The organism is Desulforapulum autotrophicum HRM2 (assembly GCF_000020365.1).
GTDB classification, from domain to species: domain Bacteria; phylum Desulfobacterota; class Desulfobacteria; order Desulfobacterales; family Desulfobacteraceae; genus Desulforapulum; species Desulforapulum autotrophicum.
Genome location: NC_012108.1, coordinates 4,290,290 through 4,304,039, shown reverse-complemented (window position 1 = coordinate 4,304,039; position 13,750 = coordinate 4,290,290). Strand labels below are relative to the sequence as shown.

11 protein-coding genes are annotated in these 13,750 nt (G+C 50.3%); 2 read left to right on the top strand and 9 right to left on the bottom strand.

The genetic code is table 11. The annotated features are described in order from the left end of the window. Positions 1–42 precede the first annotated feature (42 nt). From HRM2_RS18905 to HRM2_RS18865, 9 genes are all read right to left on the bottom strand, one after another. Positions 43–435 (bottom strand): universal stress protein, encoded by a 393-nt coding sequence (locus HRM2_RS18905; protein ID WP_015905635.1) that lies wholly within the window; start codon positions 433–435, stop codon positions 43–45. Between the two features lie 279 nt (positions 436–714). Further along, complete coding sequence (locus tag HRM2_RS18900) at positions 715–2,208, bottom strand: SLC13 family permease (protein WP_015905634.1); 1,494 nt, start codon at positions 2,206–2,208, stop codon at positions 715–717. 22 nt (positions 2,209–2,230) lie between these two features. Then, positions 2,231–3,145, bottom strand: a complete 915-nt coding sequence (locus tag HRM2_RS18895) for a CBS domain-containing protein (protein WP_015905633.1) — start codon at positions 3,143–3,145, stop codon at positions 2,231–2,233. Positions 3,146–4,245: 1,100 nt separating this feature from the next. Further along, positions 4,246–4,845: a hypothetical protein gene (locus HRM2_RS18890; RefSeq protein ID WP_015905632.1), complete on the bottom strand. Its 600-nt coding sequence runs from the start codon at positions 4,843–4,845 to the stop codon at positions 4,246–4,248. 23 nt (positions 4,846–4,868) lie between these two features. Then, positions 4,869–5,024, bottom strand: a complete 156-nt coding sequence (locus tag HRM2_RS27185) for a hypothetical protein (protein WP_187149282.1) — start codon at positions 5,022–5,024, stop codon at positions 4,869–4,871. A 91-nt stretch (positions 5,025–5,115) separates the two neighbouring features. Next, positions 5,116–6,969 (bottom strand): SLC13 family permease, encoded by a 1,854-nt coding sequence (locus HRM2_RS18885; protein WP_015905631.1) that lies wholly within the window; start codon positions 6,967–6,969, stop codon positions 5,116–5,118. 53 nt (positions 6,970–7,022) lie between these two features. Then, the gene (locus tag HRM2_RS18880) at positions 7,023–7,928 is read right to left on the bottom strand and encodes a response regulator (RefSeq protein ID WP_015905630.1); all 906 of its coding nucleotides are present in this window, start codon (positions 7,926–7,928) and stop codon (positions 7,023–7,025) included. 58 nt (positions 7,929–7,986) lie between these two features. Next, positions 7,987–9,684 (bottom strand): sensor histidine kinase, encoded by a 1,698-nt coding sequence (locus HRM2_RS18875; RefSeq protein WP_015905629.1) that lies wholly within the window; start codon positions 9,682–9,684, stop codon positions 7,987–7,989. Between the two features lie 221 nt (positions 9,685–9,905). Further along, complete coding sequence (locus tag HRM2_RS18865) at positions 9,906–10,316, bottom strand: response regulator (RefSeq protein WP_015905628.1); 411 nt, start codon at positions 10,314–10,316, stop codon at positions 9,906–9,908. Positions 10,317–10,467: 151 nt separating this feature from the next. Between HRM2_RS18865 and HRM2_RS18860 the strand changes: the two genes are divergently transcribed. Next, positions 10,468–12,078, top strand: coding sequence for an SLC13 family permease (locus HRM2_RS18860; protein ID WP_015905627.1), 1,611 nt, complete (start codon positions 10,468–10,470; stop codon positions 12,076–12,078). Continuing rightward, a complete protein-coding gene (locus tag HRM2_RS18855; protein ID WP_015905626.1) occupies positions 12,075–13,748 on the top strand; it encodes a sensor histidine kinase in 1,674 nt (557 codons plus the stop codon). The genes HRM2_RS18860 and HRM2_RS18855 overlap by 4 nt, the downstream gene beginning before the upstream one ends. The last annotated feature ends 2 nt before the right edge of the window (positions 13,749–13,750 follow it).

Here is a 13,750-nt window from a genome sequence, read left to right as displayed (position 1 = left end):
TGGCTTTTGCGAAATGGCTCTGATTTTCTGACAGGCTTTTTATTATCTGACCGTTACCACAGGGCATGGTGCACGGAGTATAATGGCCTGGGCCGTGGATCCAAAAAGGAGTTTGCCGACTTTTGAGCGGCTTTTGACGCCGATAATAATTTCATCCACCTGTTTCTCCTTTGCGAAATCAATAATGTCTTCACCTGCTTCAACACCCCTGACAAGCAGATGGCTATGGGCGGTAATGCCATTTTCGTCAAAGTATTGTTTTGCGTCCTTGAGATTTTTTTCTGCATCTTCAATTCTCGGTTGTTCGGTTCTTTCACCGCCCATCATTGAGGTTACCACAAGGACTTCGCCATTAAAGGCCTTTGCATGCATCAAGGCAATTTCCAGTAGATCCTTACCCACATCCACACCCCGGTATCCCACGAGAATTTTCATTGTTCATCCTTTTTGTTGAATTAAACCTTAGGAAAACGTAAATAATTCATTATTATCTAAAAGATTTTATCTTTATTCACAAGGAAAAAGGATTGATCCAGTATCAGAAAAAAAATGAGTGGGTTTGCCTGGAAGGCCCACTCACTCACCCAGTATCTATTTCCCTTAAAAGGTTGTCTTTGCGTTTTTTTTAAATGAAACACCCACCGAAGCTTTGCAAACAGGGGCGTTTCATCATTCGTTGTGGCCGGAGCAGATCCCCTGCTCCGGCCATGTCGGTTATTTGTTTATAATCAGCTCATATCCTGACATCGTGAGTTTCGCGGGTGTTTTCATGTTGTCGGTATTTCCCGGCATGCCCATCAGCGGATACCAGAGGGCCATGCACAAACTCAAAACAATGATACCCAGGATAGACCTGAACACCAGGATCTTGCATGCCTCCCACTGGGTGAAATAGCCAAAGCCATAGGCGATCAGGGTCGGAGGGCATCCGATGACCAGCAGTACAAAGGTTGTGGCAAGGGGTACGGCCATGGCAATCGGCACCACCGGGGTGCCGGCCATATCTGCCATGGGAACCACAACAGGAACCAGCAGTGCCGTGGCTGCGGCATTGGCCATGAAACTGGTAATGACGGCACTGAGAGCAGATGCACCTGCCGCAACCACAGGCCATGGTGAATTGGTGAAGATCGGGAATATCTGGGTGGCGATCCATTGCCCTGCACCGGTGTCCAGCATGGCCACGCCCAGGGAGAATCCTGCACCAAATACCATGATGGGGTTCCATGGATATTCGTCCAGGCATCGTTTCCAGTCCACGACCTTGAAGACCATGCAGACCACGATAAAGAGCCCGCCAATGGCTGACACATGGATTTTGGTTATATCCGTCATGAACCAGAGCAGGAAGGTAACTGCAAGGATCCATGAGAGTTGTTTTTCATTTTTTTGCATGGGGGGCATTTTTTCGATGGTAAGTTCCGCCGGCAGTACCTTGACCTTTGGTGGATATATAATCCATACTGCAAGCCAGGTGGCAAGTCCCAGAAACATTGAAGGCACGAACTGATAGAGCATGTATTCCATGAACCCAATGTTGTAACCGGTGATTTTAAACAACAATTCTGCAGAAGCGGGTGAACGGCCGCTGCCCAGAAAGGTCGCGCCGCCACCGCATGCTGCTCCCAGGGGTATAATGAACATGAAGTGTTTGGTAAAATTGTTGCTTTTGTCAGGGGTTAAACCCATCTTGAGAAACATGGGCATCATGGCATAGAGCAAGACGATGGTTATGGTGGCGTCATGGGTCCATGCCGCCAGAAAGGTTGCACCCATGCACAGGGTGAAGCTTAGCCGTTTGACGTTTGTGCCGCCGATTTTAAGAATATAGGACATGAGGCGGTTGGGTATGGTGGTCTGGCTCAGCATGACCCCGAGCATGATGATGAAAAAAACAAAAACCACGGTTCTGTTTGCATAGGGTTCCCAGGCTGCCTTTGATGTCTGGATCTTTAATATAATCATGGCGCAGCCGACGCCGATGGAGGTAACCCCAATGGGGATGGCTTCAGATGTCCACAGGATCACCACTGCCGTCAGCATGGCAAGAAAGGCATGGCCCCGGGCACCCAGATCTGCCGGGGTGGGGATCAGCCAGATCAGCAAGCCTGCAATCAAAGAAATTGCTATCCATTTGAGGGCAAATGTCTGGCTTTGTTTTGCCCCGCCTTCTTCTTCAAGTTTTGCAATATTTAGTTCACTGCTCATTCGATTTAATCCTCCAATCAGGTCACCTGGTGACGATGTTCACGATTTCAAAGAAAAGGTTCTGTTCCCTTAAAATGCCGACTACTCGTTTGCCGGATGTTACAATGAGGCTTGTCTTCTTGGTTTTGAACAGAAGTTCCGCCACCTCCATCAGGTTCGCATTTTCATCGATCAGGGGTGGGGATTCCAGAACGAGCTCACTGATTTTCTTTTCAGCCAAAGCCTTCAGCTGGATGGTGAAAAGCCCATCCCACCCTCCTGTAAAGACATGGGAAAATCTCACGCTGTCTGCCATTTGAGATTTTGGAAGGGAAAGATAGGATGGCCTGGCGCCTTTGATAATGTCCTTGACACTGAGCATTCCGATAAAATTCTTCTTGTCATCAAACACAAACAGCGACCGCTGGGCACTTTCCCGTATCAGATTGCTCGATGCAAGGTTGGTCATGCATCCCATGAGTTTTTCAATAGCTTCTCTGATGGTTGTGTTCAGGTGTACCGTGGAATAATCGTCAATCTGGGTCATGATATCCTTGACCTTTTTTTCCGCTTGAGCCACACCCGGTTGTCCAACGGCAAATGCCTCGTTTATTTTCATGGCAAGGATGTCAATGTCACAGGGCTTGGTCAGATAATCAAAGGCCTCAAGCTTGCGCGAACTTGCGGCAGAATCTGAAGTCCCGTGGCCTGTGAGCATGATTACCTGGGTTTTAGGGGCGATTTTTTTAATTTGTGCAAGGGTCGTGTGTCCGTCCATGCCCTCCATCTTGACATCCAGGAGAACTACGTCCTGGGGTTTTGTGCCAAGTATGGCGATGGCCTCTTCTCCTGATCCGGCAATGGTTGTTTCAAACCCTTTCTTTTTTAATAGCTTTGATGCGGTTTCACGAAACCTGGGCTCGTCATCCACCATCATCACTTTTATTTTTTTCTCCATGTTGCATTCTCCTTTCATCAAAACAGTTGTTGTGTTGGTTCGGCTTTTTTGATCTCAATCGTTTCGGGTGGTGTCTCCTTCCTGGGTTAGCGATGTTGTGATCAATGGTTAAACAGACAAACGTGATTGTTCTGAGCTTGATAGGATAATAGCAATATATGTGCCAGTCCATATGCCTTGGGAATGATTGTGTAACCTTCTGTTTTTTAATGATTTTTTATTCTTCTATTATAACGGGCGAAACGGCTGGAACGGGGTGTCGGAAAACTTGTCAACTTGTTAATTTAAACATCTGCATTGAAGCTTTTGCTGACACCTGGGTTTGTATAACCCACATGTCCTGCCGGACACAACGAAGCATGAAACTTGAACCTTCGTCAGCAGAGGCGACCGGGGGGAGATTTTGCCCGTAGCGGATTAAACGGCAGCGGTCAGCATGGATGCTGAGGGAGCTGCCGTTTTCCTCGGAGCAGCCCAGGACGGGCTGCGAGAATGAGCGGAGGCAAAACCTCCCTCTGGCCGCCGGAATGATACACGTTTCATATAACGGCCATGTCGGCCTGCCGACACAACGAAGCATGAAACACGATAATACCGGGCAGGCGATAGTACCATTCCGCCCTCTTTGGTTACCCTGGCCGGAACGGTAAACGTCGGGGGAATTTCTGCCCTTCCAGACTAAAGCGCAGGAACTGCGGGCTAAAGTCCTCAAACAGCCTGCGCTTCTTAACGCCTGGAAGGGCAAAAATCCTAACCCCTTTGGTTTACAATGTTCCAGTCAGGGAAACCAAAGAGGGCTCTAAAGTCGAGACTTTCACAATGATGTTTCGACAAGAGTTTCTTATAAACCGGCACGGCCGGAACGAGGTATGGCTCCGGCCTCAACGAATTTTGAAACACCTTCATTGACAATGCTTCGGTGAGTGTTTCATATAACCGGCACGGCCGGAACGAGGGATGGCATCCGGCCACAACAAATATGGAAACTCCGCCAATGTTAATGCTTTGGTGGGTGTTTCATATAAAAAAAAATGAGTTTTGTACATCCATGAAAAAAACAGCTGATGCCCGGTAGCCGGGGTTTTGTAAAATCGAAGGTTTTAAAGGGCTGCCACGGCAGCCTTGAAATAGTTCACCGCTGGCAGCATGGTCGAAAAAAAGATTATCATAACCACAATGGATGACACCAGCAGGGCAACAGCATGGCGTGTTTTGAATCCCAGGCCTGCGGTCAGTCCCGTTCCAATGAGCCACCATTTCCAGGGTTCAGCCATCCACACGGCCCAGGGTATCCATGCAACCAGAACAGTGGTGCCCCATGCCAGGGCGTAGATGGACAGGAAGTGGGCAAAGGGAACCTTTTTTTTCATGAACATGGTCATGATCATGAAGCCGAATCCTGCGGCAACCAGGGCCATGCCCATGCTGTTGAGAAAATAGACGGCCCCTTCTTTTAACGGATTTATGGGATCATTGGTGGCAAGGGCCGCCATGGTTGAAATCACACACGAGACGGCCAGAAAACCAAGGGATTTTTTAACCGTCAGCCATTTAGCCTGATGATCCGTTTTTCCATCGGCCCAATTTCCTGGCCGATCATCGCCACCAAGGCTCTCCCGGTCCGACAAACCGGCCAAGGCTTTGAAATAGGTGCCAGGTCCTTTGAGCATGGCCAACAAGGTTGTTAGGTAAACGCCCATGATATTTTTTCCTTCAGGTGATTTTAGATGTTCGTAAAATAGGAGACCATGCCAAGGATCAGCATGAAAACGGTGAGGAAAAAGCACACCTTTCTCTCCATTTTTTTTGTAAAGTAGATTCGACCGTTTTGGTAGGTAAATTCGACGGATCTTCCATTGTCCTGGTTGTTTTGTGTCATTGTATCCTCCTTGATTCTGGAACCGGATCGGACAGGCCCTGTCTGGACCTGCCCGACGGTTTATTTTATCTCTGTCCTTTCAGGATGTTGTCTAGAAGCCGGGCAATCCGCCGAACCCCCTGTATCCCCAGTATACGGTGGTTAAAAGGATGAGCATCACATTGGCCACGACCCACATGACTGCCCCGACCTTGAAATAATCCTTGGGTTCGAGGTATCCACTTGCATAAACAATGGCGTTGGGAGGCGTTCCAATGATCAGGCAATAGGCAAATGAGGAGGCTGCTGCCGTACTCATGGCGATGAACGGCAGAAACGTGGTGCCTGGGTGGACAAGGCCTGCCATGTTGAGTGAAATGGGACCAACGGCTGCAGCTGCAGGTCCGTCGGCCATGAGGTTGGTCAAAACGGCTGTGAGACCGTTGTTGACCAGCATCAGGGGAATGCCTGAGTCCATTCCAAGGGGCGCCAGAAAGTCGATGACACTTCTAGCCATCCAGTAGGCAGCCCCGGTTTCATCCAGGGTGCGGCCGAAGATGATGGCGCCGGCATAGAGCCAGACAACGCCCCAGTCAACTTTTTCCTGGTAATCCCGCCAGTTGACAATGCCCGACAGAAGGTAGGCCATGGCACCTGCAACGGCAAGGACGCCAATGCCTAAGCGGACCGGGTAAATACCCATGTCGTAGAATACCTTTTCCGTGAACCAGCCAAAGACCATAACAAGGAAGATGATCAGTGCTATGATCTGATGACGGTTCCACGAGCCCATCTTGTTGATTTCCCGCTTCAGGTGATCCATGGCAGGTCTAAGGTCGGTGATCCTTGGTTTGAATCTCCAGTTCAGCACGATCCAGGTCAGGGGCATCATGCAGAGGACAAAGGGCATGGCATAGCTGACCCACTGGAAATAGCCGATGTCAAACCCGAACATGTCCTCAAGGTAGGTCATCATGATAACGTTCCTGGCACCGCCGGAGGGTGCACCAAAACCGCCGATATTACAGGCCATGGCAATGGTGATCATGAGCATCTTGGCAAGCTCGGGGTCCTCGGGAATCTCGTCGGTCAGGCTGTTCTGGTAGAGAAGAATACCAATGGGCAGAAACATGGCTGCCAGGGCATGGTCGGAAATAAAGGCGGCAAGGGGGGCAATGATCATGATCATGATCAGCGAAATCCATCGCACGTTGGGTACGGCCAGTCGTTTGAATATCAGGAGGCATACCCTTTTATCTACCCCTGTCTTGACAAAGGCCACGGCAAACATCAGGCTACCCATGATGAACCAGCAGGCATCACTCCAGTAGAACATGGCCACCTGTTGTCTTGATACTACGTTTGTAAAGACAAGGATCAGGCCGATGCAGAATGCAACTCCGGGAAGGGGGATGCATTCGGTGACAAAGCAGAATACCACAAATACCATGGTGGCAACGGCGACCTTAATGTTCCAGCTTCGTTTGTCTGCAATCTTTTTATCCTTTTCCCCAAGGGTGTCGTAGGAGAGGGTGTCTCTTCTAAGGGACATGCTGTCCATCATCGTCTTGCGAAAGGCCTCATCCGTGAAGTTCTCCTTGACATAGGTCATTGCCTTGGCAAGGTTGGCGGAATCCACGGGGATTTTGTATTTGTTGCACCATTTTTCGTTTCGTTTTAAAAGCCTTGCCTTTGACATGGCACCCATCTGCAGGTTCTGCTCCATCATGTTGACGGTCAAAAGCTGCCACTGGCTCACATTGGCTGGTGTGTCGTTAAAGAGTTGCTGGGTCAGATGGCTGATAACGGCCTTGGGACCCACCCCGTATTCCGTGCCCACATCCATGATGCTCTTTGGGGTGGGCATCAAGAGAATGACTATACAGATCACAACTGGAAAAATAAATAGCTTCCAGTCCACATATTTATCGTATCCCGTTACTTTTTTTTTGGCTTGCTGTGTCATATTTATCCTCTATTTTTGTCTGTTTCCCGAGTCGTCCCATTGGATGACCGGCCCTATAGAATGATGTTTGCCATTTCAAAGAACAGGTCCTGTTCCCTGATGATGCCCGTCACCCGGCCGTCCTTTTTAACGATAAGGCGCCGCAACCCAGTGGTGACCATGAGGTTGGCCACCTCCATGAGGTTGGTCTCCTCATCAATCATGGGGGGCATGTCCCCCATGAAATCCTTGACCTTCTTGTTGGCCATGGCCTTTGTCTGGGTGTAGAACAGGCCGTCCCAGAACATGGAGGAATACTGCATGCTGTCTGCTGTTGAGGGTTTGGGAGCGGATAAATAGGCTGGTCGAACCGCCTTTAGGAGATCCATGATGGACAGGATGCCCACGGGTTCCTTGTTGGTGTTGTCAAAGATTAACAGCGAACGGTGGCCTGTCTCCATGAGTCGTGAGCTTGCAATTGAGCTTCTGAACGAAAGGTTGAGTTTTTCCATGGCCTCTTTTACGGTTGCATCCATGGTAATGGTGGAATAAACGTCAATGCCCAGCATGACGTCACTGACCTTTTTGTCCCGTTGTTTTTTTCCAATTTTTTGGGCCGTGTAGGCGTCCTGGATCTTCATGGCCAGCAGGTCAATGTCGCAGGGTTTGTTGAGGTAGTCAAAGGCATCTTTGGTCAGTGCTTTGGCAGCCGAATCCGGGGTGCCATGGCCCGTGAGCATGATCACCTCAGTGGCAGGCGAAATACGTTTAATTTCGGCCAGGGCTTCGTGTCCGTCCATCCCGCCCATTCGAATGTCAAGGATCACCACATCCTGGGGGGTCTTTTTAATGACTTCGATGGCCGCTTCACCACTTGCGGCAATGGTGGTGATAAAGCCTCTTTTTTTCAGCAGGGTCGATGTCGTCTCCCTGAATCGCTCCTCGTCATCCACCATGAGCACTTTGATCTGTTTTAACATCGTTGAGAGTCTCCTTTTTTGTTTTTTCCTTGGTCAGTTGTTGGTTGTTTGCTCTTATTTAAGCCGTTTCATGGCTTTGGTCCTTGACATTAAGGGGCAGGCGGATGGTGAAGGTCGACCCCTGGTTGAGTTCGCTTGTGAGGGTGATTTCACCGCCAAGCCCCTTGATGATGCCGTAGACAGTGCTCAACCCAAGACCCGTCCCCTTGCCCACGGGCTTTGTGGTAAAAAACGGTAAAAACGCTTTTTCCATGGTCTCCCTGGAAAAACCGCACCCGTTGTCGCTGAAGCGGATTATTATGTCTGCACTGTTTTTTACGGCATTGATGCGGATTTCACCCTGGGACCGCTGTTCAAGGGCGTAGATCGAGTTGTTGAGAAGGTTTAAAAATACCTGCTGGAGCTGGTTTGCATCGCTCATGATTTCGGGAAGATCCGGGTCCATCTCCTGGACGATGCGAATATCTTCGACCCTTGCCCGGTGGTCCACCATCTGGACGATCTGGGGAAGAAGGGTCTGGATTTTGACCGGGGTCAGCTTATGGTCTGTTTTTCTGGCAAAGTTGAGCAGACCCCGGGTAATGGTGGCGCATCGCTGGATTTGAATGCCGATCTGATCGAAGGAATCCTTTACCTGGGCCATGATCTCTTCGGCGCCCTTATCCATAAGGGGGACAAGATCCATGAACAACTCTTCAATCATTGCAAGTTCCGCCTTCATGATCTGGAGGGGGTTGTTGATTTCATGGGCAATGCCGGTGCTCATTTCACCGACTTCGGCAAGCTTGCCGGCAATGATAAGCTGGGTGGTCATCTCCCGTTTTTCAACATCTGCAATTTTCAGGCGGTTGGCCATATTGGACGCCATGATATAACCGGTGACGGCAACGGCAGCCCCACCGCCCGCAATGATGAGAAACGAGATGAGGGCTGAGATGGCAATGGGGGCAAAGGCGTCGGTTGTGGCCTGGCGGACCACCAGGGTCCAGTTCTTCTGTTTCAGGGGAACGGCCGCGTAAAGATGCTCGAGATTGAAACGGCCGCCGGCACAGAAGGAGGCGGCCGCGTGTTTGGCCGTGGTGTAGAGATTGAATTCTGTGTCCTGCTCCATGAGGCGTCCGCCGGATCGTCGTCGAGTCTGGAAAATGCCGTTGCTGTTGACAATATAGGCTTCGCCTGTTTTGCCGATCCTTATATTCTCAACAAGGTCGTTGAAAAAATAGGTGTCTATGGTGGCACGTACATACCAGGTTCTGCTGTTGTCCATGCGTTTGACGGCAATAATAAAATGGGGAACGTTTCTGAATCCCATAAATTCGTCTGAGATATAAACCCCCTTGTCCCTCAACCCCTTGAACCAGGGCGTATCTCCATAGTTTTTTCCGGCAAGGTCATAGGGACCGGCATAGGCCAGGTGGTTTCCATTTTCATCAAAGACTCCCAGGTCCACAAATGCCTTTGACTCGGTCTGGAGGTTCTTTAACAGCTTCTTGAGAAAGGTGTTGTCTGACATTGAGGCCAGTGTGTTTGATTCAATGATGAATTTAAGGGTGGCTTTTTTTTCAGCAAAGAAACAGTCAATCAGATTCCTGTGATCTGCTGCCGTACGCATGAGCTCATTCTTTATCTGGTTCCCTGAGTAGTTGATGAGGTAAAAGGCGATGGTGGCACATACCAGCAGCAGGACCACCATGGGAAGCATGAGCAGACGGAAAACGAGCATTCGTTTGATGGTGTTAGGTTTGTCTTGTTTCAAGTTCCGGCTCCATTAATAGGGTCAAATTATGAAAAAGTTAAAGTGCAAGGGCAGTGCCAACTGTTCCGTCGAGTTTGAAAAAAATAACAAGGACTCATTTAATCCTTTTCTTTCCCTGTTGTGCAGATTTCCGGGCGACTGCATTGATTTAAGTTCCTGGTTCTCCGGGCTGTCAGCTGTTTTTACAAAAGGTAAAAGGATGTTTGACAATTGGGCTTTGATCAACGGTCCTTCCCCCCCTGGTTCATCTGTTGTTCCCTGGTCTGTTTCTTGTCTACTGCCTCCATGACCTTGCTAAAGAGGATATTGATGTCACAGGGTTTTAAAAGATAGTCAAAGGCCCCGAGCTTCATTCCCTCAACTGCTGATTCTGTGGTTGAGTGGCCCGTGAGCATGATCACCTCAACCAGGGGATGGGTCTGTTTTATCCTGCGCAGCACCTCAACCCCGTCCATTCCCGGCATTTTCACATCCAGGATCACCACATCCATCTCTTGTTTGGCAAGAATCTCAAGGGCCTCGATCCCACTCAAGGCTGTGGAAACAATGCATTTTCTTTTTTCCATAAGGCCCTTTGTTGTTTTCAGAAATCGTTCTTCATCATCTACTATCATCAGGCGTGTATTCAGCATTATATCTCCTTGTCCCTATTGGCTTTATTCGTTGATATCTGTTTGCTGCAATCTATACGTCAGCAAAATTAATGCCATTGACTGCAATGGCACACCCCTTGCACAAAAAAAATATTGAAAATGTCCCCCAGGCTACCAAAAGGAGAAATCAATGAAATCAGCCACAATGGTCAGTCCGTCCAAGACCCGTGCATGGTGGCAGAGCCGGCCGGGATTTAAACCCTGTATCCTGTTGCTGGGCGGGGTGATCCTCGCATTCACGGCGTTGTTTACCATCCCCCCGGGTCTTATGACCTTGGTCAGCGAACGAGCGCCTGTGGGGTATGGACTTGCTCCGGGCTGCTCCACCATCATGGAGACTGTGAATCAAAGGCTTTCGCCCACCGCCTCTGCCGAAGGGACCTCCCCTTCCATGGCAGGGGAGAAGGTGGCCCGGCGTGCCATGGTCATGGTGGGCATTCTGATCGTGGCTGTGCTTTTCTGGGGAACTGAGGCGATTTCCATGGGTGGTACAGACCTCCTGGTCGTGGTTCTCATGTATGTTTTTTGTATCCTTCCCCCCAATGATATTGCCAGGGCCTATTTAAAGGATGAGGTCTTTTTTATCCTGGGTGTCCTTGCCGTTGCCGTGGGGGTCTCGAAAACAGGGTTAGACCGGCGTTTGGGACTCATGCTTCTTGCCCGGGTCCGGAGTATGGGTGGGATCTGCTTGTTTTTCTTGCCCCTGGTTACCCTCTGTGCCGGATTTGTATCGGGCCACGCCCTTGTGGCAATCTTGATTCCCATGCTCATGGGGGTGTACAAGGTGAGCTGCAGGGCCCATGGTGTGGATCAAGACAGACCCCTTGCCATGCTTCTGCTCCTGGGGCTTGCCTATGCCGGAAACATCGGGGGCGTGGTTTCTCCTGCGGCAGGTGGCTGGAACGCCCTGATGATGGGCTATCTCTCGGACCAGGGTGCACCCATTTCCTTTGCCGGGTGGATGACCCGGGGGGTTCCCTTTGCCATGGCCCTGTCGTTCGTCCTTGGCCTTTATCTCTATCTTGTTTTAAAGCCCAGGTGCCGGGTGACCCTTGTGGACCTGGGCCGGTTAATTCAGCAGGAGAGGGAAAGGCTTCCAAAGTTTGGGGGCAGGGAGGCCGTGATGGGCCTGGTTCTTGTGTCCATGATTCTTGTCATGGTCTTCCCCGGGCAGCACTACGGACTTGGGGGCCCGGCCCTTGGAGCTGTTTTTGCCATGATCGTCTTTCGTATTGTCACCTGGGAGGATCTTCAGAAAGAGGTTGCCCTTGATGTGGTCGGTCTCTATGGTGCCGCCTGTGCCATGGGTGCTGGGTTGCAGTTTACGGGGGGAGCATTGTGGGTTGCAAGATCATTATTTTCCATGGTTCCCGGGTTCATGACCCAGGGGGACGGGCTTTTCATGGTCGTTGCCGTCATGGCCGGTATCCTGACTAATTTTATGGGAGATGGGGTGGTTATTTCGGCCCTGGGACCGGTGGTGCTTCCCATGGGCGCCCTGGGGCAAATGGACCCCTGGACCCTGGGGCTGGGTTGTGCCTTTGCCTCGTCCTTTGCCCATTGTCTCGTGTTTGGAAGCCCGAACAATGCCATCTGCTTTGGCATGGGCCGGGATCCTGAAACCGGTGACCGCCTGCTCAGAGTGGTTGATTTCTTAAAATATGGGGTGCCCTTCTGGGTCATATGCATGGGGTTTCTCTATGCCTGGGCTTTGATGGGGTGTGGAGCGTTTATACTATGAATAAACCAGGTTATCAGGTGTTTCGCCAGAAGATTGTTTTCACTACCCTGTTGATTTCCTTTGTTCCCCTGGCATTGCTCGGGTACACACTTTACTATGGTTTTGCCAGGGCCTTTTTCCAGCGGGTTGAGCAGGATCTGGTTTCAAGGGTTGCAACCTGTTCCCAGAGCCTGGATCTTTTTCTGGAAGAGCGTAAGGTGATTCTGTCGGCCATTGCCCAATCAGGAACCCTTGCCTTTTACAGGGAACCTGTTCATTTAAGGGCATTGTTTGAGACCATAAACGCCCAGACCGGCGGCGGTCTTGTGGATATAGGGGTGATAAACAATCAGGGGGATCATTTGGCCTATGTGGGACCCTACAACCTGGAGGGGCTCAACTACAGGGACCAAGTATGGTTCAATCTGGTCATGGTCAAGGGCATTTACGTGAGCGATGTGTACATGGGTTTCCGACAGATTCCCCATTTTGTCATTGCAGTAAAGGCAAGTGACCCTGCTGGAGACTGGGTGCTAAGGGCCACCATCGACCCTGAAATTTTTGCACGCCTTGTCACCACGGCCCAGACCGGCAGAACCGGAGACGCCTTTATCATTAACCGCCAGGGCGTTTACCAGAGCCGGCCGCGGTTTCACAAAAAAGAAATCCTTACCATTTGTGAAATAGATCCGGCCCGTTTCGGGGCCGGTACCACCATGGTGAAAAACATGGAAAAGCCGGACCATGGCGTGGTTTATGCCGGTCGATGGATCAATAAAAATAACTGGCTGTTCATCGTCCGGCAGGACCTGGACGAGAATATCCCCTCGTTGTCCGGCATAAGCCCCCAGGAAATTGCAATGTTTTTCATTGCAGCTTTGGCCATTGTGTTGACAACGGTCGTTACAACGGGTATGAGCGTGAATAAACTCCAGGAACGTGAAAGACAGTTAAAGGAACTCAATGCCCAGCTCATCCAGGCCGACAAGATGGCGGCCCTTGGCAAGATGGCGGCAGGTGTGGCCCATGAAATTAACAACCCCCTGGGAATTATCGCGGCAAAGGCGGGTTGGATGCGGGACCTTCTGGAGGACGAAGCATTTCGCAACAGTGAAAATTTCAAGGAGTATGATCAGGCTCTTGAAAAGATTGAAGAGCATGTGGAACGGGCCGCCAAGGTAACTCACAATATGCTGGGATTTGCAAGGAGTATGGAACCGGTTATGGAGCGGGTGGATGTCAACCAGGTGCTTAAAAAGACCCTGGAGTTCCTGGATTACCACGCCGGGATCAACGACATCAGGATTGAGACCCGATTTGACGAATCCATCCCCGAGATCATGAGTGATCAGTCCCAGCTTCAGCAGGTGTTTTTGAATATTTTGAACAATGCCGTTGACGCCATTGAACGACAGGGAACGATCACGGTGGAAACCCTTGCAAAAACAGATACCCTGGTGATTCATATCACGGACACTGGCAGGGGGATTCCAGAAACCCTTAAAAAGAAAATTTTTGATCCGTTTTTCACCACCAAGGCGGTCAACAAGGGGACGGGGCTGGGGCTGTCCATTACCTACACCATAGTTGAACGTTTGGGCGGAACCATCCAGGTGGAGAGCGGTCAGGGACGGGGAACCTGTTTCACCGTTGTTCTGCCCCTGACAGTTTCGAAAAAAACGATTGCATAGAG